The sequence below is a fragment of the Streptomyces sp. NPDC005181 genome, assembly GCF_040608395.1.
Lineage (GTDB): Bacteria > Actinomycetota > Actinomycetes > Streptomycetales > Streptomycetaceae > Streptomyces.
The window spans coordinates 42,780-61,793 of the sequence record NZ_JBEXID010000001.1 but is presented as its reverse complement, the minus strand read 5'-3'; the positions used below and the strand labels follow the sequence as shown (position 1 = coordinate 61,793).

General features: G+C 71.3%; 16 protein-coding genes and 1 pseudogene. 10 read left to right on the top strand and 7 right to left on the bottom strand.

The features are described 5' to 3' along the window. The first annotated feature begins 347 nt into the window (after nucleotides 1-347). Nucleotides 348-923 (top strand): SigE family RNA polymerase sigma factor, encoded by a 576-nt coding sequence (locus ABZV38_RS00295; protein ID WP_356323449.1) that lies wholly within the window; start codon nucleotides 348-350, stop codon nucleotides 921-923. Next, a complete protein-coding gene (locus ABZV38_RS00290) occupies nucleotides 920-2,254 on the top strand; it encodes a hypothetical protein (protein WP_356322923.1) in 1,335 nt (444 codons plus the stop codon). Before ABZV38_RS00295 ends, ABZV38_RS00290 begins: the two co-directional genes overlap by 4 nt. Nucleotides 2,255-2,332: 78 nt before the next feature. Here ABZV38_RS00290 and ABZV38_RS00285 read toward each other — a convergent pair whose 3' ends face one another. The 3 genes from ABZV38_RS00285 to ABZV38_RS00275 form a co-directional block, all read right to left on the bottom strand. Continuing rightward, the gene (locus tag ABZV38_RS00285) at nucleotides 2,333-3,136 is read right to left on the bottom strand and encodes an SURF1 family protein (protein ID WP_356322921.1); all 804 of its coding nucleotides are present in this window, start codon (nucleotides 3,134-3,136) and stop codon (nucleotides 2,333-2,335) included. An 80-nt stretch (nucleotides 3,137-3,216) separates the two neighbouring features. Further along, nucleotides 3,217-5,064 carry a prolyl oligopeptidase family serine peptidase gene (locus ABZV38_RS00280; RefSeq protein WP_356322919.1) on the bottom strand — a complete coding sequence of 616 codons (1,848 nt, stop codon included), beginning with the start codon at nucleotides 5,062-5,064 and terminating at the stop codon, nucleotides 3,217-3,219. A 115-nt stretch (nucleotides 5,065-5,179) separates the two neighbouring features. Further along, entirely contained in the window at nucleotides 5,180-5,743 is a 564-nt protein-coding gene (locus ABZV38_RS00275) for a helix-turn-helix domain-containing protein (RefSeq protein ID WP_356322917.1), read from the bottom strand. 55 nt (nucleotides 5,744-5,798) lie between these two features. On the opposite strand from ABZV38_RS00275, the gene ABZV38_RS00270 reads away from it, so the two are divergent. Continuing rightward, nucleotides 5,799-7,292 carry an MFS transporter gene (locus tag ABZV38_RS00270; protein ID WP_356322915.1) on the top strand — a complete coding sequence of 498 codons (1,494 nt, stop codon included), beginning with the start codon at nucleotides 5,799-5,801 and terminating at the stop codon, nucleotides 7,290-7,292. Nucleotides 7,293-7,398: 106 nt separating this feature from the next. Here the strand turns inward: ABZV38_RS00270 and ABZV38_RS00265 are convergent, their stop codons facing one another. Next, the gene (locus ABZV38_RS00265) at nucleotides 7,399-8,205 is read right to left on the bottom strand and encodes an SGNH/GDSL hydrolase family protein (protein ID WP_356322913.1); all 807 of its coding nucleotides are present in this window, start codon (nucleotides 8,203-8,205) and stop codon (nucleotides 7,399-7,401) included. Nucleotides 8,206-8,453: 248 nt separating this feature from the next. Between ABZV38_RS00265 and ABZV38_RS00260 the strand changes: the two genes are divergently transcribed. The 4 genes and pseudogenes from ABZV38_RS00260 to ABZV38_RS00245 all read left to right on the top strand — a co-directional run bounded on the left by ABZV38_RS00260 (nucleotide 8,454) and on the right by ABZV38_RS00245 (nucleotide 11,282). Then, entirely contained in the window at nucleotides 8,454-9,014 is a 561-nt protein-coding gene (locus ABZV38_RS00260; protein ID WP_356322910.1) for a GNAT family protein, read from the top strand. Between the two features lie 191 nt (nucleotides 9,015-9,205). Continuing rightward, nucleotides 9,206-9,485: pseudogene (locus ABZV38_RS00255) on the top strand (hypothetical protein); the annotation flags it as partial. A 37-nt stretch (nucleotides 9,486-9,522) separates the two neighbouring features. Next, on the top strand, nucleotides 9,523-10,494 hold the full coding sequence (locus ABZV38_RS00250) for an ATP-binding cassette domain-containing protein (protein ID WP_356322908.1): 972 nt from the start codon (nucleotides 9,523-9,525) through the stop codon (nucleotides 10,492-10,494). Next, nucleotides 10,491-11,282 carry an ABC transporter permease gene (locus ABZV38_RS00245; protein ID WP_356322906.1) on the top strand — a complete coding sequence of 264 codons (792 nt, stop codon included), beginning with the start codon at nucleotides 10,491-10,493 and terminating at the stop codon, nucleotides 11,280-11,282. Before ABZV38_RS00250 ends, ABZV38_RS00245 begins: the two co-directional genes overlap by 4 nt. Here ABZV38_RS00245 and ABZV38_RS00240 read toward each other — a convergent pair. Continuing rightward, nucleotides 11,263-14,391 carry a BTAD domain-containing putative transcriptional regulator gene (locus ABZV38_RS00240; protein WP_356322904.1) on the bottom strand — a complete coding sequence of 1,043 codons (3,129 nt, stop codon included), beginning with the start codon at nucleotides 14,389-14,391 and terminating at the stop codon, nucleotides 11,263-11,265. The genes ABZV38_RS00245 and ABZV38_RS00240 overlap by 20 nt on opposite strands. 303 nt (nucleotides 14,392-14,694) lie before the next feature. On the opposite strand from ABZV38_RS00240, the gene ABZV38_RS00235 reads away from it, so the two are divergent. The 3 genes from ABZV38_RS00235 (at nucleotide 14,695) to ABZV38_RS00225 (ending at nucleotide 16,220) form a co-directional block, all read left to right on the top strand. Continuing rightward, entirely contained in the window at nucleotides 14,695-15,135 is a 441-nt protein-coding gene (locus ABZV38_RS00235) for a helix-turn-helix transcriptional regulator (RefSeq protein WP_356322902.1), read from the top strand. 27 nt (nucleotides 15,136-15,162) lie between these two features. Continuing rightward, the gene (locus ABZV38_RS00230) at nucleotides 15,163-15,771 is read left to right on the top strand and encodes a hypothetical protein (protein WP_356322900.1); all 609 of its coding nucleotides are present in this window, start codon (nucleotides 15,163-15,165) and stop codon (nucleotides 15,769-15,771) included. A gap of 113 nt (nucleotides 15,772-15,884) precedes the next feature. Continuing rightward, complete coding sequence (locus ABZV38_RS00225) at nucleotides 15,885-16,220, top strand: DUF2516 family protein (protein ID WP_356322898.1); 336 nt, start codon at nucleotides 15,885-15,887, stop codon at nucleotides 16,218-16,220. Here the strand turns inward: ABZV38_RS00225 and ABZV38_RS00220 are convergent. Both ABZV38_RS00220 and ABZV38_RS00215 read right to left on the bottom strand, forming a co-directional pair. Further along, on the bottom strand, nucleotides 16,202-17,551 hold the full coding sequence (locus ABZV38_RS00220; protein WP_356322895.1) for a fused response regulator/phosphatase: 1,350 nt from the start codon (nucleotides 17,549-17,551) through the stop codon (nucleotides 16,202-16,204). The two genes, ABZV38_RS00225 and ABZV38_RS00220, sit on opposite strands and share 19 nt — an antisense overlap. Nucleotides 17,552-17,935: 384 nt before the next feature. Then, nucleotides 17,936-19,000, bottom strand: coding sequence for an NlpC/P60 family protein (locus ABZV38_RS00215; RefSeq protein ID WP_356322893.1), 1,065 nt, complete (start codon nucleotides 18,998-19,000; stop codon nucleotides 17,936-17,938). Nucleotides 19,001-19,014 lie beyond the last annotated feature (14 nt).

Sequence of the window (19,014 nt, the reverse complement as noted above, 5' to 3'; positions counted from 1 at the left end):
TTGTACGCTCTGTGAATGCCCCGTGAGCAACTTGCTGGTCTGAACCTCTTGAGCTGGGGCGTTGCGGTGTCCGACGATGACCTTTCGGCCCGCTGGAACCAGTAGCCGGGCACTACGCGTCTATGCCGTCACTTCGTGCGGGTGGGGCGCGAAAACGGGGCATTTGTGGAAGAGCAGGTACGTATGAGGGTATGTCGCACAGCGCCAAACGCGGTGCCGCACGCGTACAACCCTGACGGGGGGACGCGTGTCCAACAGGCGTGGCAGAGGTTCTCGACATCACAGTGGTGCGCCCGTTGCGAGGCGCTTCCGTGCGTCCGCTCCGGCGGCCCCGCGCACCCGGCGGTATGCCGGTGATTGCGCCCATGCCCGCTGCGCGACCCGCCCAGCTGCCGTCACAGCGCGGGGGCGCTGAGGAGAGCGTGGCAGCCGGGACCACGGTCGACCATCTCACCGAGACCTACCGCGCCCACTACCGTTCGCTGCTCGGCCTCGCGGCCCTGCTGCTGGACGACACCGCGTCGTGTGAGGACGTGGTGCAGGAGGCGTTCATCCGCGTGCACTCGGCGCGGAGCCGGGTACGTGAGCCGGAGAAGACACTCGCGTACCTGCGCCAGACGGTCGTCAACCTGTCGCGCTCCGCGCTGCGCCGCCGCATCCTCGGGCTGAAGCTGCTCTCCAAGCCGATGCCCGACATGGCGAGTGCCGAGGAGGGTGCGTACGACCAGCTGGAGCGGGACGCGCTGATCAAAGCGATGCGGGGGCTGCAACGGCGCCAGCGGGAGGTGCTGGTGCTGCGCTATTTCGCGGACATGACCGAGGCCCAGGTGGCCGAGACGCTGGGGATATCTCTGGGTTCGGTCAAGGCGTACGGCTCCCGCGGTATCGCGGCGCTGCGCGTCGTGATGGAGGCCCAGACATGAGTTGGCGCGAGCGCAAGCAGGACCCTCCGCAGGAACGCACGCACGAGCGTGAGATCGACCGGACTGGAAACGGAATTGTGAATCACGGGCCGGAGAGCACGCCGAACGTGAACTCGGATGGGAACTCGGATACGGACGCCGTGTCCGTCGAGGGAGCACCGGAAGGGCAGGGCGAGGGAGACGACTCCGCCGAAACGGACCGGCTCGCCGGTCTGACGGCCCTCTTCGGCGCGGTATCGGGTGCGGGTGCAGGTGGTGCAGGTTCGGGCTCGGGTCCCGATGGCGGCTCCGGTGGCTTCGGGGGCTTCGGTGGTTCCGACGGCTCCGGTTCGGACATGGACGAGGTCGCCCTGCGCCGTATGCTGCGCGGCGCTGTGGAGGGCCTCGAACCCGGCGACGGCACCCTCGACCATCTGAAGCGCGCCGTCCCGGCCCGGCGCGCCAGGAAGCGGCAGGCCTTCGTCGGAATGGCGGCGGCGGCGCTGCTCATCGGCACGGCGGTCCCCGCGTTCGTACACGTCGCCGGCTCCGAGGGCTCGAACACCGCCAACCCGGCCATCGCCGCGCACGGCGAGCAGGCGCAGGGCGGCACCGGCTCCGACACCAGCTCGGAAGCCGGTGAGAAGGCCGGTGGCGGTACTGCCAACGGGAAGAGCACCGGTGGCAACGGCCACCCGAACAGCACCAGCAGCCCCTCGGACACCGCTGGCCGGCGCAGCGACGGCGACGTGGCCGGCGGCGGTGCGGGCCCTGCCAACAGTGCGGCGGCCTCGATGCCGGTCTGCGACCCGGGACAGCTCGGTGTCGCCTCGGCCCAGACAGGTGCGGCCGGTACCGACGGCACGGTGTACGGCAGCTTCCGCATCTCCAACATCTCCGGCACGGACTGTTCGGTGACCACCAGCGGCACCGTGGGCTTCCAGGCGATGGGCGCGGCCGACCCGGCCAAGATCGATGTCGTGCAGCACACCGCGGGCGACGCGGCGACCGGACTGCCCGACCCGTCGCAGGAGGCGGGCGCAGTGCTGCTGAAGCCGGCCATGGCGTACGAGGTGCAGTTCGCCTGGGTCCCGAATGACACCTGTCCGACCTCCGGCGGGTCGCCGACCCCGACCCCGACCGACGGTGCGGCGGGTACCTCGGACGGCACCGGTGACGGCACGTCGCAGACGGCTGTACAGCTCGGCAGCGAGGACGGTGGCACGACGCTCGACGGCAGCGTCGCCGTGACGCACACACCGGAGCCCGGGGCGCCGGTCGCGGAGACGAAGATCTCCAACGCCTGCGCGGGCACGATCTACCGGACGGGCGTGCTCGCGCCGACGGCCTAGCGCGATGACGCATACGTGAGGGGGCCCGCCGGTTTCGACCGGCGGGCCCCCTCACGTGCGTGCGTATGCCGGGACGCCTCAGGCTGTGCCCGCGCCCGTATCCGTATCGGACACGAGGCCCAGTTTCACGTCCCGCGCGGCCTCCGCCTCACGGCGGACCAGCCGGAACCACATGAAGAGCACGAAGGCGGCGAAGACGAACCACTCGCCGGTGTAGCCGAGGTTCTGGAACGCCTTCAGGTCGAGCCCGCTGCCCTGCGGGGCCACGGCCGGTACGGGGCGCAGCGCGCTGTCCTTGGCGTCGCCGCTGCTGTCGGTGCCCTGGAGCGTCACCCACGCGTCGTACACGTCGTACGGCACGAGGTTGACGAGGGACGCGGCGCTGATGATGCCGAGCTGCCCGTCGGGGAGGCCTCCCGCCGCGTCGACGCCGTCGGTGCCCGTGTTCTCGGACGCCTGGAGGTCGCCGGTCACCGTGACCTCGCCGGTCGGCGCGGCGGGCACCGGGGTGTGCCCGGGCTTGCCGGGCAGCCAGCCGCGGACCACTGGCAGGGCCTTGCCGCCATCGGTGCGCAGCATGTTCAGGACATAGAAGCCGCTCTTGTCGTCCAACTCCCGGCCGGGCACCAGGAACTGGTCGGCGTACCGGCCGGTGGCGGTGGCCGGGCGGCCGGACGTCACCGTGTCGACCGGCAGCAGATCATCGAGAGGCTTTGCCGCTCTCGCCCCCGGCGACGGCTGCTTCGCGGCCTGCTCGTGCGTCTGCACGCGGTCCTCGAAGCGGCCGAGCTGCCAGGTGCCCATGAAGACGCAGAGCGAGATGGCCAGTACGGCGAAGAGGTTGATCCCCCACCATCGCGGGGTCAGCAGGAACCGGTACACCCCTCCACGGTACGGTCCCCGCTCCGGAACCCCGGAGCGGGGGGCCGCCCGCGCCACAACCCAGGCGGCCCGGGCACCCGCTACCCGAGGTGGCGCCGGGCGAAGTCCAGCTCCAGCCGGACCTGCTTGATCCGCTCCTCGACGACGAGCGAGCCGTGCCCCGCGTCGTACCGGTACACCTCGTGGACCGCGTGCCGGGCCTTCAGCCGGTCCACATAGTTCTCGACCTGGCGGATCGGGCAGCGCGGGTCATTGACGCCCGCCGAGATGTAGACCGGCGTCCGTACGGCGTCGACGTACGTGAGCGGGGACGAGGCCTCGAACCGCTCCGGCACCTCCTCCGGCGTACCGCCCAGCAGCGTGCGGTCCATCGCCTTCAGGGCCTCCATCTCGTCGTGGTACGCCGTGACGTAGTCCGCGACGGGGACCGCGGCCAGGCCCAGCGCCCAGTCGTCCGGCTGTGTGCCGAGGCCGAGCAGCGTCAGATAGCCGCCCCACGAGCCCCCGGCCAGGACCAGCTTCGCGGGGTCCGCCAGCCCGGACTTGACCGCCCACTCCCGGACCGCCGCGATGTCCTCGAGCTCGATCAGGCCGACCCGGTGCTTGAGCGCGTCCGTCCAGGCCCGCCCGTACCCCGTCGAGCCGCGGTAGTTGACGCGGACGACCGCGTAGCCGTGGTCCACCCACGCGGCGGGCCCGGACGCGAAGGCGTCGCTGTCGTGCCAGGTCGGGCCGCCGTGAATCTCGAAGACGGTCGGGAACGGCCCCTCGGCCGGGGCGGCGGGCCGCTGCACGAGCGCATGGATCCGGCCGCCGGGCCCGTCCACCCACACGTCCTCCACCGGTACCGACGCCGGAGCCTTCGCACCCGGCGGATCGAGCACCACCGCACCGGTCGTGGACCGCACGGCGGGCGGCTGGGCGGCAGACGACCACAGGTACTCCACGGTGCCGTCCGGCCGGGCCGTGGCTTCCGAGACCGATCCGGTCGGCGTCTCCACCCGTACCGGAGCGCTGTCCGCCCCCGGCTCGTACCGCCACAGGTCGCTGCGGGCCTCGAAGCCGTGCACGATCAGCAGCGCGGAGCCGTCCGGATACCACTCGGCGCCCACATCACCGGGCAGATCGATCGCGAGATCCGTCTCCGTCCCCGCCACCGGGTCCCAGATCATCGGTTCCCAGCGGCCCCGTCGCTGATGCCCGACCAGCAGCCGGGTGTCCCCGGCCACCGGCGCGAAGCCCAGCACCGACAGGCCCAGCTCCTGCGTACCGCCCTTGGTGTCGTCGAGTTCGGCGACCGTCGTCCCGTCCGGCCGCACCACGCGCAGCGCCGAATGCATCGCGTCGCCGTGCTCGGTGTGCTCCAGGGCGATCAGCGTCCCGTCGTACGACAGGTCCCCGACGCCCGCCGACTCGCGGTGCCGGTAGATCTCGACGGGCGGAGCCCCGGGCCGTACGACATGGATCGTCGTCCCGTCCTCATCGGTCGACCGGCCGACCACCGCCGTCCCGTCCCGCCCGATCGCGAGCCCCGCCGGGTACGAGGGTTCGAGTCCGGGGGCCGCGGGCTCGTCCACCGTCCCTCCGCTCCCGTCGCCGCCGTGGAACGGCTGGCGCATCCACACCCCGAACTCGTCGCCGTCGGTGTCGTTGAACCACCAGATCGTCTCGCCGTCCGGCGTCAGTATCCCGTCCGTCGTCCCGTTCGGCCGGTCGGTGACCTGCCGCTGCTTCCCGGTCGACCGGTCCCACGCATACAGCTCGTACGTCCCCGTCGCATTGGAGACGAACAGCGCACGGTCCGCCGCGTCCTCCGCCCAGTCGGGCAACGACACCCGGGGCGCCCGGAAACGCTGTTCCCACTCCGGAACGGAATCGGTCGTCCGCGCCGGAACGGAATCGGTCGTCGCGCCAGTGATCTCAGTCATGCCCCCCATTCTGCGCCGGGGGGCGGACAAGTGGCCCGCATCGCCCGCAGCCTGTGGATAACCTCCCCGGCCGGGTGCGGCTCGGCGTCGCACGCGCCGTCGGACTGACGAGCTGTCAGGGCCTCGCCGGTGCGGGGGTGGGGCCGGCCCGGTCCCAGCCGGGGGAGCGGACGTCGACGGTGAGGGTGCTCATCGCAACTTCCTCGCCGCAGGTGCGGCAGATCCACGCGGCGTCCAGGTCGTGCCCGTGTGCGCCGTCGCCCGCGCCGCCGTCGCCCTCCCCAGGGACCTCCGCGTCGGTGGTGGCCACCGGTTCATGGACCATGACGACCGGCGGCTCCTCGTGCACCCAGCGGTCGCCCCAGTCCAGCAGGGCCCGGATCACCGGAGCCAGGTCCCGGCCCGCCTCGGTCAGGTGGTACTCGTAGCGCGGCGGCCGTTCGTTGTACGGGCGCCGCTCGACCACGCCGGCCTGCTCCAGTGACCGCAGTCGGGCCGCGAGCCGGTCCCGGGGCGCACCGGTGTTCCGGGCGATCGCCTCGAACCGGTGGTTACCGAAGAAAATCTCGCGCACCGCGAGCAGCGCCCACTTCTCGCCCACCACCTGGAGCGTGGCGGCGGCGGAACACGGGCGCCCGGGCAGTGCGCCGATGCCGATACGGCTGTCGGAACGCTTCATTGCACTCACCTCTACAAGGTTGCCATATCAAACTGACTGGCGCTACCTTGCCGTCATGTCAGTTGTAGAATCAAACTCACTCGCGGGCGAGGCCGATCCGAGGCCGCCCGCGGAGCCCGCGCCGCCTGCGGCGGACAGACCAGGAAAGGGCTCGGCGAACGGGTCCACGAAGAGTCCGGCCACCGGATCCCGTGCCTCGGCCTGGATCGTCTCGGCCGGGGTCTTCGTCGTGAATCTCGACCTGTTCATCGTCAACGTGGCCGTACCCGCCCTCGGCGACTCGTTCGACGGCAGCTCGCTCGCCTCGCTGTCCTGGGTGCTCAACGCGTACGCGATCGTCTTCGCCGCGCTGCTCGTCGTCGCCGGCCGGCTCGCGGACCGGTACGGGCACCGGCGCGGCTTCCTCCTCGGACTGGCGGCCTTCACCGTGGCCTCCGCGCTGTGCGCCGTCGCCCCCGGGGTCGGCTGGCTGGTCGCCGCCCGCGCCCTGCAGGCGGCCGGGGCCGCCGCCCTGATGCCCACCTCGCTGGCGCTGCTGCTGGTCAACACCGCGCCGGAGCGCCGGCCGCAGGCCATCCGCAGCTGGGCGGCGATCGGAGGCATCGCCGCCGGTCTGGGTCCCGTGATCGGCGGGCTGCTCGTGGAGGCCGACTGGCGCTGGGTGTTCCTCGTCAATGTGCCGGTGGGTGCGGTCGGCCTGGTGGCCGGGGCCCGGCTGCTGCCCGATGCCCGCCCGGACCGCGACGGTCGGCTGCCGGACCTGGTCGGCGCCGCGCTGCTCACGCTCGCCATCGGCGTACTGGCGCTCGGCCTGGTCAAGGCCGATGCGTGGGGCTGGGGTTCGCCGGAGGTGATCGGCTCGCTGGTCGCCGCGGTCGCCCTCGCCGGGGCGTTCTGGCTGCGCTCGGCCCGGTACAGCGCCCCGATCGTCGAACTGCCGATGCTTCGCACCCCGGCCTTCGCGGCCGCGACCCTCGCTGCGTTGCTCTTCTCCGTCGCGTTCGCGGCGCTGCTGCTGACCTCGGTGCTCTGGTGCCAGCAGGTATGGGGCTACTCGGCGATCCGTACCGGACTGGCCATCGCCCCCGGGCCCCTGGTCGTACCGGTGCTCGCCGTCACGTCGGGCCCCGTGGTCCGCCGCCTCGGCGCGGGCCGCACGGCCGCCCTCGGCTGCCTGCTGTTCGCCGTGGGCCTCGGCTGGTGGGCCGTAGCGCTCGATACGGCCCCGCACTACGCGGCCGGGCTCCTGCCCGGCATGCTGATCACCGGTATCGGTGTCGGCTTCGCCCTGCCCACCCTGGTCGGTGCGGCCGCGGCGGCCCTGCCGCCCACCCGGTTCGCGACCGGATCGGCCGTCACCACGATGGCCCGCCAGACGGGTTCGGTCCTCGGCGTCGCCCTGATGGTCACGCTGCTCGCCACCCCGGACGGCCCGGCCGAGGCGCTCGACGCGTTCCGGCACGGCTGGTGGGCAGCGGCCGCCATCGCCGCACTGGCTGCGGCGACCTCCCTCGCACTGCCCCGGCCGGGCGCTGCGGGCCGCACCTGACCGCGTAACGACGGAACGGAACGGGAGGGGACAGCGAGGTGGCGGTCCACCGGAGACTTCCCGGTGGACCGCCACCTCACACGGTGCTGCGCACCGTACGAGCGAATTACGCGGCCGAGCGGAAGGCGGGCAGATAGCCGCCCGACTGTCCTGCGGACTTGGGATGGTACGACTCGTAGACAGGGAGGGTCACGCTGTTGAGCCACGGACTGCCTGAGCACAACTCGTGCCCCGTGAACTCGTCGACCACGCTGGAGAAGGTGAACCCGGCATGGGACGCCTGCTGGGCGACGACGCCGTTCAGCACGTCGGACGCGTTGTTGATGGCGGAGCGCTCGGTCTCGGAGAGACCGGCGATGCAGTCCCCGCTCAGCCGGTAGAAGCGCGGATATCCCAGCACCACCACATGGGCCTGTGGGGCGCGTGACCGGATGGAGCTGTAGAGCGAACCCAGTCCGGACGGCAGTGAGTTCTCCATCTGCGAGACAGCCGTGTTCACGCTGCTCAGGCAGGTGGCCTCGCTGTACAGAACGCAGTCCTCCATGACATCGGCGAAACCGACGTCATTGCCGCCCGCCGTGACACTGACCAGGGTGGTGGACGAACTCAGCGCGCCCAGCTGACTGCTCGCCACCGAACCCGTCGTGGCCCCCGAACAGGCCACGAAGGCGAACGAGGACGGCGAGTTCTGGGTGGCCCAGAGGTAGGGGTAGGCCTTGGTGCTCCGGTGGCAGTCGCCGCTGTCGGAGAGGTAGCTTCCCGAGCCGACGCCGGACGAGTAGGAGTCGCCGAGAGCGACGTACCCGCCGGCGGCGGCCGTGGAGGTTGCCGAAGCCGGCTGGGCAACGCCCAGTGCGGCCACGGCTGCGAGGACCAGAGTGGATGCGGACGCCCAGAATCTCCGTACTGACATCACTGTCAGCCCTCCGAAGTGTGGGGGGTGGGTGGGGGGTTGAGTGAGCGAGCACGTTTCTAGCAGCTGCAGGTACCGGCCGGTAATAGCCGTGCAGGAACCCGCCTGATATGCCCGAATGATCGTTCGGTAGGCATAGCTCCGCGCGTAGATAAACCTTCAACTGCCCCTGCAAATAGGGCTGATGTGGTGTGCTGCCATGGCTCCACGCGAGCAGTGTGCGCTGCTTCCGGCTGTGGAAGGTGACGATGTACGCGATATCCCTGGGCGACGACGGCGCCGAGCTGCGTCCGCTCGAGCCGTGGCGGGCCGAGGAGTTCCTGGCCCACATCGACCGAGGGCGGGAGTTCATCGGGCAGCACAACGCGCTGCCCGACGTCGTCACGGACCTGAAGTCGAGCCGGGCGTTCCTCCAGGCGTACGCGGAGAAGACCGCCGCCGACGCCGGGCGGCTCCACGGCATCTGGACGGACGGCAAGCTGGTCGGCGCGGTCCTCTTCCGGACCATGGACGTCGAGCAGGGCACCGCCGAGGCGGGCTGCTGGCTGGAGCCGTCTGCGGTGGGCAAGGGGCTCGTGACCCGGGCCGTGCGCGTGATCATCGATTGGGCCGTCGAGGAGCGGGGTATCCACCGCGTGGAGTGGTGGGTCTCGGCGACGAACGAGGCCAGCATCGCCGTGGCCCGGCGGCTCGGGATGACGAAGGACGGCGTGCTGCGAGCGAGTTACCTGTACCGGGGGAAGCGGCACGACGAGGAGATCTGGTCGGTGCTCGCACCGGAGTGGCGGGCGGGCCGACAGGCGTCCTGAGCTCGGGGCACGGTAGGTGCCGCTGCTCTTCGGCCTCGGCCCCCGCCCCCGTGCAGACCGTCTACGCCCCCGTGCAGAACGCGATCGTCGCTGCCGTCGTGGCCGCCATGTCCTCCGCGTCCGCACCCGAGGCGGCATACGCGGCGCCCCACTTCTCGCCCGACCGTGTCATGAACTCCTTCGCCTCGGGTCGCGACGACTACCTCAGCACCATCTCGGCTCCGTCCGTGAACATCCAGTACTTCGGCTTCGGCTCGACCAGCAGCCGCTGAATCGGCGTCGCGTACGTGTTCCTGCCGGACCGCTTCCCACGTGTACCTGTCCACCCCGCTCGCGGTGGCAGAAGGCATGCACGCCTTCGCGGCCAGGATCCGGGAGGCGGTGCATGAACTCCGCGAACTCCTCGCGGAGGGCCGGCGCACCACAGCTACCCGAGGCAACCCTGGTTTCAGGGCACTGAAACCATCGTGAAACCGCGCTGAATGCGCCCTGCCGCAACCTCTGCGGCATGACGACAACGACTCCGCACTCTCTCGCCATCGCGGCCAAGGGGCTGCGCAAGGCCTACGGGGACAAGACGGTCCTCGACGGCATCGACCTGGCGGTGCCGACCGGCACTGTCTTCTCCCTGCTCGGCCCGAACGGCGCCGGCAAGACCACCGCCGTCAAGATCCTCTCCACCCTCATCACCGCCGACGCGGGCGACCTGCACGTCGGCGGCCACGACCTGGCTGCCGACCCGCAGGCCGTGCGGGCCGCGATCGGCGTCACCGGCCAGTTCTCCGCCGTCGACGGCCTGATCACCGGCGAGGAGAACATGCTCCTCATGGCGGACCTGCACCACCTCTCCCGCAGCGAGGGCCGCCGTACCGCCGCCGAACTCCTTGAGCGCTTCGACCTGGTGGAGGCCGCGACGAAGCCCGCCTCCACCTACTCCGGCGGCATGAAGCGCCGCCTCGACATCGCCATGACGCTGGTCGGCAACCCGCGGATCATCTTCCTCGACGAGCCGACCACCGGCCTCGATCCGCGCAGCCGCCACAACATGTGGGGGATCATCCGCGAGCTGGTCTCCGACGGCGTCACCGTCTTCCTCACCACCCAGTACCTGGAGGAGGCCGACGAGCTCGCGGACCGTATCGCCGTGCTCAACGACGGGAAGATTGCCGCCGAGGGCACCGCCGAGGAGCTGAAGCGGCTCATCCCGGGCGGGCACGTCCGGCTCCGCTTCACCGATCCGTCCGCGTACCAGTCCGCCGCCGTCGCGCTGCGCGAGGTCACCAGGGACGACGAGGCGCTGTCGCTGCAGATCCCCAGCGGTGGCAGCCAGCGCGAGCTGCGCTCCATCCTCGACTGGCTGGAGGCCGCCGGTATCGAGGCGGACGAGCTGACCGTGCACACCCCCGACCTCGACGACGTGTTCTTCGCCCTGACCGGCTCCACCAACGTCCCCAACCAGCCCAAGGAGACTGTCCGATGAGCGCCCTCTCCCTCGCCGTACGCGACTCGAACACGATGCTGCGCCGCAACCTGCTGCACGCGCGGCGCTACCCGTCCCTCACCCTGAACCTGCTGCTCACGCCGATCATGCTGCTGCTGCTCTTCGTCTACATCTTCGGCGACGTGATGAGCGCGGGCATCGGTGGCGGTAGCGCCGATCGCTCCGAGTACATCGCCTATATCGTCCCAGGCATCCTGATGATGACCATCGGCAGCACCGTGATCGGGGCCGCGGTGTCCGTCTCCACCGATATGGCCGAGGGCCTCATCGCCCGCTTCCGTACGATGGCGATCCACCGCAGCTCTGTGATCATCGGGCACGTCGTCGGCAGCGTGCTGCAGGTGCTCGCCAGCCTGGTCCTCGTCGGTGCCGTCGCCGTGGCCATCGGCTTCAGGTCCACGGACGCCACGGCCCTGGAGTGGCTGGCGGCGTTCGGGCTGCTCGCGCTGTTCGCCCTGGCGCTCACCTGGATCGCGGTCGGGATGGGCATGGCCAGCCCGAACGCCGAGGCGGCCAGCAACATGGCAATGCCGCTGATCCTCCTCCCGCTCATCTCGAGCGCCTTCATCCCGGCCGACACGATGCCGGGCTGGTTCCAGCCGATCGCCGAGTACCAGCCGTTCACGCCCGCCATCGAGACCCTGCGCGGCCTGCTGCTCGGCACCGAGATCGGCAACAACTGGTGGATCGCGATCCTCTGGTGCGTCGGCCTGTCCGCGCTCGGCCACCGCTGGTCGACGGCGTTGTTCAACCGCGACCCGGAATGAGCGTGCGGGCTGCCTCCCGCAACTCGTCCCGCTCCAGGGCGGCGTACTCCGACACCGCGTCGGCGTACGCCGCCCTGTCGGCGTCCTTCGCCGCATGCCGGGCGCGGGCCGCCGACATCGTCGGCTGGAAATCGCGCGACACCCGCAGCCGTTCGGCCAGCGCGATCATCCGTACGGCAGAGGCGTCGCCGGACGCGAGCCCCGCCATGCCAAGGGCGTGCAGCACCGTCCCGAACACAGGGAGCTCCAGGTGCGAGCGGGACGGACCGGAGAGCAGGGTTCGCAGCCTCTGCCGCAGCCGGCCGACCGGCTCCGCGACCAGCTCGAGACGGCCGGCGTGCGCGTGCGCCGTCACCAGCGCCGACTGGATCTGAAACGCCCACGGGTCGAGCCAGGAGTCGCTGCTGTGCATCGAGCCGGCCGCGAGCATTCGCTCCACGGCGCTGCGCCACAGGCCGAGCCCGACCTCCGTCAGCCCGCGGGCGAGCGCGATCTCGGCGCGCCCGACGAGATCGGGCCTGTAGAAGGCGTCCTGCTGCGGGGTGTCGTCGCCCTCCGCCTGCCGCAGCCAGTACTCGGCCTCGTCGGGGTCGCCGCGCTGCAGGCAGGCGAGGACGAGGAGCGAGCGGATGCCGATGTAGTCGTGCCCGTCGCCGAGCCACGGCAGCACCTCGAGCGCCGCCTTGAGATGCCCATACGCTTCCTCGCCCTGCCCCGTACGCAAACACAGCTCGCTCAGCCGGGAATGCACCGTGAGCTGCACGGACGGATTGTCGACCGGCGCCAGTTCGGCGACCATCCGGCGAGCCGATGCGAGCGCGCGGTCGATGTCGTGCTCGTACTCCCAGACGTAGGAGGCGATGCACTCGGCGAGGCCGGCGACCAGCGGCTGCTCGCTGTCGCAGAGCCCCCGCAGCACGTCGTAGTCGGGAGGCAGCATCTCGGGGACCGCGCTCAGCACGACCGCGGTGGCGCGCAGCAGCGTGTCCGGCGGGGGCGGGGGCAGCCGCCGGAGGGTGACGAGCTGGCGTACGGCGCGCGGGCCGTAGCCCATGAACACGGTCGCCGTGCCCAACACCGCAGCGGAGCGGGCGACTTCGACGTATTCGGACCCAGGGTAGTAGTGCGACAGCGGCGGGCCGGTGTCCGCGGCGAGGGCGGCGAGGCGGGGAAAGTTGGATTCGGTGGACCACAGAGCGCCGAGGACGGCGGTGAGGGCAGCGATGGTGGGGCCGTCCGTACGGGCCAGGGCGTGCCGCAGGGCCAGCACGAGGTTGTCCTGCTCGGCCTTGATCCGCACCCAGGCGGCCGGCCGTTCCGAGCCGAAGAGCACGTCGTGGTACGCGACCCCGAAGTCCCGTGCCCAGGCGAGGAACCGGCCGACGGCCTCCTCGTCCTCGCCCGCCTCGGCACGCCGGGCCGCGCTGAACTCCCGTACGGTCTCCAGCATCCGGAACCGAACGCCGACCGGGGTGTCGGCGACGGTGAGCAGCGACTGACCGGCCAACTGCTCAAGGAGGAACAGTGCATCCTCGCCAAGCACCTGCTCCGCCGCCTCGCCGGAGAAACCGCCGGGGAAGACGGACAGCGTGCGCAGCGCGGCCCTGACGTCCTCCGAGAGCAGGTTCCAGCTCCACTCCACGACCGCGTGCAGTGTGCGGTGGCGCTCGGGCACGTCCCGCGCCCCGCCGCGCAGCAGCGCGAACCGGTCGCCGAGGCGGCGGGCGATCTCCGGAACCGAAAGGACTCGCACCCGCGCCGCGGCCAACTCCACGGCGAGCGGCAGCCCGTCGAGGTGGCGGCACAGCTCGGCCACCGCGTCCTGCGGCAGCTCAACGCCGGGCCGGGCGGCCCGGGCCCGCTGCGTGAACAGCTCGACCGAGGTGTCGAGACCGAGCTCCGGCAGCCCGTACACCGCCTCCGATGTGAGGCCAAGGGGGGCCCGGCTGGTGGCGAGCACCCGCAGGTCCTTGGAGGACGAGACCAGGGCCTGTACGAGGTCGGCGGCGCCCCGGACGACCTGCTCGCAGTTGTCGAGGACCAGCAGCACGGGCCCGGAGCCGAGCACACCGAGGATGCCGGACACCGGGTCGGCCGAGGCGTGGCCGCTCACGGCGCCGGGCCGCCCCTCGCCCGTGCCGAGCGCGGAGGCCACCTCCGCGGCCACGTCCTCGTCCGCGGTGACGCCGGCGAGCGGCACGAAATACACCACGCGCTGCTCGGCCCGGCGGCTGACGGCGTGCGCGAGCCGGGTCTTGCCGAGGCCGCCGGGGCCGACGACGGTGACGGCGCGGGAAGCGCGCAGCAGCCGCTCCACCGCCGCGATGTCCTCGTCCCGGCCAAGGAGCTGGTTCGGCTCGTGCGGTACGCCGTGCCTGACCGCAGGTGTCTCGCCGCGCAGCAGCTCCTGCTGTACGGCCTTGAGTCCGGCGCCCGGATCCGTGCCGAGCCCGTCGCGCAGCTCACGGCGGTACGCCTCGTACCGCGTCAGCGCCGCGGACGGGCCCGCCGTCGTTGCCTCGCCGCGCAGCAGCTCGGCGAGTATTTCCTCGTCGCGTGGATGCTCCGAGGCGGCCACGGCCAGCGGCCCGGCCGCCTCGGCGTGCCGCCCCAGCCGGGCGAGCGCGAGCGCCTGCGCGCGTACGAGCGTGTTGCGGACGGGGGCGCGCTCGGTGCGCAAGGCGGCTACGGGGTCGTCGGTGTCGCCGGCCCCGTCAGGGGTGCCTTTCCACAGCGCGAGCCCGGCCTCGGCCGCAGCCAGCGATCCTGCGTGGTCCCCGGCCCTGGCCCGGTCCGCGCTCGCGGCGGCGTGCAGCAGCAGGGCGGAGCTGTCGACCTGGTCCTCGGCGAGGGTGAGCCGGTATCCGGTCGGCGTGCTTACCAGGACGTCGGCGCCCAGCTGCGCCCGGGCCCTGGACACGAGGACCTGCAGCGCCTTTCCCGGCCGCTCCGGCAACTCGTCCGGCCACAGCCCTGCCACAAGCCGCTCGGTGCTGCAGCCCGTGCGCAAGTCGCCCGCGAGCAGTGCGAGGAGGCTGCGGAGCCGGGGCGCGGTGACCTCCTGTCCGCGATAGGCGACACGCGGCAGCAGGGTCAGGTCGGTGGTCACCCGTGCAGACTAGCCAAGGCCCGGCCGCCGGAACCCCCGCCGCGGGCCGAACTCCCGCTGCGCGGGCGGCCGTCGCAGCCGCGCCGACCGTTCCTGCACCCGCGCCAAAGCCTGGGGGGTTTGCCGGACAGGCGGACGGCCCTTGCCTGATCCAGAGCGGCCCGATCGGTGTTGCGGAGCAGCGCCTCGGGCTCGGGTAGGCCGGCCGCAGTCGAAGCGCTCAATCGGTCACGTAGCGTGATGCGGGACACTATTGCAAGCATGTGCTTGCAATAGTTAGCGGTGAGGGGGCACTATCGAGTCATGGCATCACTCAACGTCGGCAATCTCGGTGAGTATCTGCGCGAGCAGCGCCGCAATGCCCAGCTGTCGCTGCGGCAGCTCGCCGATGCGGCCGGGGTGTCCAACCCGTACCTCAGCCAGATCGAACGCGGGCTGCGCAAGCCGAGCGCCGAGGTGCTGCAGCAGGTCGCCAAGGCGCTGCGGATCTCCGCGGAGACGCTCTACGTGCGGGCCGGGATTCTGGACGAGCGGGAGCGGGGGGAGCTGGAGACCCGGGCGGTCATTCTGGCCGACCCGTCCATAAACGAGCGGCAGAAGAACGTGCTGCTGCAGATCTATGACTCCTTCCGCAAGGAGAACGGGTTCGAATCCGGCCCCGGGGACACCGGTGACGCATCGGGCCTCAGCGCCGACGGCTCAGATGCCGATACAGCTTCAAAGCCTTCACCACCCTCAAACTGAGTCTGATGATCCGGGAGGACCACAGTCATGGCCATCACCGATGACCTGCGTAAGACCCTCACCGACCCGACCCCCCTCTACTTCGCCGCCGGTACGGCCGACCTCGCCGTCGAGCAGGCGCGGAAGGTCCCGGCACTGATCGAGCAGCTGCGGGCCGAGGCGCCCGAGCGGTTCGAGGCTGTGCGCAACACCGACCCGCGGGCCGTGCAGGAGAAGGTGACCACGCAGGCCAAGGAGGCGCAGGCCACCGTGCAGGCCAAGGTCACCGAGGTGCTCGGTTCGCTCGACACCGATCTGAAGAAGCTCGGCGAGTCCGCCCAGGACCTGGCGCTGCGGGGCCTGGGTGTGGCCGCGGAGTACGCGGTCCGGGCCCGGGAGACGTACGAGAAGGTCGCCGAGCGCGGCGAGCAGACCGTGAAGACGTGGCGTGGCGAGACCGCCGAGGATCTTGTCGAGATCGCCGTCGTGGTCGAGCCGCGGCGGGAGTCCGAGCCGAAGCCGGCGCCTGCCGCGAAGAGCGAGCCGAAGAGCGCTGCCAAGGCGGAGACCCGGACCCCCAGCACCCCCGCCAAGAAGGCGGCGACGCCCGCGCGCAAGCCCGTAGCGAAGAAGCCCACGCCGCCGACCGCCAAGTAGCGCCGCGGCCGATGTGTACCGGGGCGCGGGGCGGGCACCTTTCGGGGTGGCCGGCTCGTTGTCCCGGTACCTTGGCGGCGAGGCGCTCATCCATTTATTAGGCGGTGCACACCATGTTGCTCACGGGGTTCAGCACACTCATCTGGCTGCTCTACCTGATCATGCTCGTCCTGGCCGTGGTCGCACTGTTCCTGGCCGCGACGGCACGCGCGGATGCGTACCGCGCCGCGGACAAGCAGAAGAAGTCCTTCTGGCTGATCATGCTCGGCATCACCGTTGCCGTGAACCTCTTCGTGCCGATCCTGTTCCTGCAGCTTGCGGGCGCGGTCGCGTCGATCGTCTTCCTGGTCGACGTACGGCCCGCACTGAAGGCGGTCTCGGGCGGCGGCGGCCGACCCGGTGGTTCCAGCAGCGACGGGCCGTACGGGCCCTACAACGGCGGGCGTTGAGCGCTCGCGGGTGACGCCGATCCGGGGCGGGGGCGCGGAAGGGACGCGCTCCGGCCCCGGTCACCACCGCGACTCCGGTCGGTGCTCCGGTCGCGGTCGAGCAGCAGGACGGCGACGTCGTCGGTGAGCTCGCCGCCGTTCAGCTCGCGCACCTCGGCGACGGCCGCCTCGAGCAGCGCCTCGCCGCTGAGCCCCTCCGCCAGCTGGCGGTTGATCATCGTGACCATGCCGTCCTGGCCGAGCCGCTGGGTTCCGGTCGGCCCGACGCGGCCCTCGATCAGCCCGTCGGTGTACATCATCAGGCTCCAGGAGCCACCCAGTTCGACCTGACGGCGCGGCCAGCGGGCGTGCGGCAGCAGGCCCAGTGCCGGGCCGCCATCCTCATTCGGGAGCAGCTGCGCCGCCCGGCCGTGGCGAGTGATCAGCGGGGCGGGGTGGCCCGCCAGGCAGAGTCCGGCGCGCCGGCCGTCGGGGGCGATGTCGACGGTGCAGAGCGTCGCGAAGATCTCCTCGCTCTCCCGTTCGTGCTCCAGGACCTGCTGGAGCGTGGAGAGCAGTTCGTCGCCGCAGAGTCCTGCCAGCGTCAATGCCCGCCACGCTATGCGCAGTTCGACGCCGAGCGCCGCCTCGTCGGGGCCGTGGCCGCAGACGTCACCGATCATCGCGTGGACGGTGCCGTCGGGGGTGCGGACCGTGTCGTAGAAGTCCCCGCCGAGCAGCGCACGGCTGCGGCCGGGGCGGTAGCGGGCGGCGAACCGCAGATCGGAGCCCTGGAGCAGCGGGGTGGGCAGCAGTCCGCGTTCCAGCCGGGCGTTCTCCTGGGCGCGCAGTTTCGACTCGGTGAGCTGGTGCTGTGCGACGTCGGCGCGTTTGCGTTCGACGGCGTAGCGGATGGCGCGCGTGAGCAGCCGCCCGTCGAGCTCGCCGCGGAAGAGATAGTCCTGGGCGCCGACGCGTACCGCCTCGGCGGCCAGCTCGGCGTCGTCCTCCGCGGTGAGCGCGAGGACGGCGTGGCGCGGCGCGATGCGCAGGACGTGCTTGAGGGTGGCGAGCTCGGCAGGCCCCTCGGCACCCTCGTCGGCGCGTGTCTCGCTGCTGGGCGGCAGAGCCAGGTCCAGCAGGATGCAGTCGACGTCGTCCGTGAGGAGCCGTCCCGCCTCGGTCAGATTGCGGGCGGTGCGGATGCGGACCCGGGTGCCGGCCGCCGCAGGGAGCTCGGGGACGGTGAAGGTGCCCGCCGGGTCGTCCTCGATCACCAGGAGGGTGAGGTGGGCGACGTGGGTGGTCTCCGCAGCGGGAGCGACACGCTGCTGCGGTACGGGTACGGGCATAGGTTCGGTTTCCTTCCCTCCCCCCGAGGGCGCGGCGGGACGACGATCGACGACCCGCCAGACCGGGACGATAGCGGTATCGGACATGCGAACGGAATGGCGAATGGCATCCGACCCCTGGCATATGCGGAGCCATAAGCCGCGTCCTGTCACGGATCCGGCGAGAAATGCCCGCCCGTGGGCGGACGGAGGGCCATGACAAACATCACCCCTGAGGCGCGGGCGCGGGTGGCGTGACTCACGGCGCGGTCGAGCGAGCGCGTGGTCCGGGTCACTCGCGCGGGGCCGGCACGGTGGGGTCGCTCGGCGGGCCGGCTCGGGTGGGTCACTCGGACGGGGACACCCGGGATCGAGCCGGGCGGGACAGGGCGGTGTGTGGCCCGGTCACCGGTCCGGGCGGACCACTCCGAGGATCTCCATCGAGCCCGCCCCGGCGAGCGTCACATTCCGCCCCGGGCGCGGTGCGTGCACGATGGCGCCGTCGCCGATGTACATCCCCACGTGGCTGGCGTCACCGTGGTAGATGATCAGGTCGCCGGGGCGCATGTCCTTGATGGCGATGTGCGGCAGCTGCCGCCACTGCTCCTGCGAGGTGCGCGGGATCGGCCGTCCCGCAGCCGCCCACGCCTGGGACGTCAGGCCCGAGCAGTCGTACGATCCGGGGCCCTCGGCCCCCCATACGTACGGTTTGCCGATCTGGGCCGTCGCGAAGGCCACCGCCTTCTTGCCGTGTGCGCTCGCCTCGCGGTTGATCTCCTTGAGGGCGCCGGAGCCGAGCCAGGCGGTCTGCGCCTTGTACTCCGCCTCCTGCTCCAGTTCGAGGAGGCGCGCCCGCTCCTCCTTCTCCAGCTGCGATTCCAGTTTCTTCGCCGCTGCGATCTGCCCGTTGATCTGCTTCTTGGCCCTGGCCTGCTTGAGACGGTTGGCCTCGAGCCTCTTCCAGTTACTGCTCGCGTCCTTGGTGTATGTCTCCAAGTCCTCCTGGGTTCTGGTCAGTTCACCGAGAACTCCCTTGGCGGCCTGCTGGCCCTGCCAGACCCTGTTCACGCCGTCCATGAACATCTGCGGGTCGTCGCTGAGCATCATCTGCGCGCCCGGCGGCAGCCCGCCGGTGCGGTACTGCTCGCGGGCCTGGGCGCCCGCCCTGCTCTTGAGGTCGGCAATCTTCGCCTGCCCCGCGACGATCGCCTGCGCCAGTTCGACGATCTCGCCGGACTGCTTCTTCGTCTGCTCCTCGGCGAGGTTGTACGCGTCGGTGGCCGCCTCGGCCTTGAGGTAGAGGGCCTCGATCTCCTTGCGTACCTCTTCGAGGCTCTTCTTCTGCGGACCTGTGGGGGAGTGAGAAGGGGAGGGGGGTGCGGGTGCGGCGAAGGCCTGGGCCGGCGCGGTCAGTACGGCCAGAGCGCAGACCAGAGTGAGCGCAGCAGCGGCACAGTGACGTCGGTTCACGAGCTCCCCCTCCG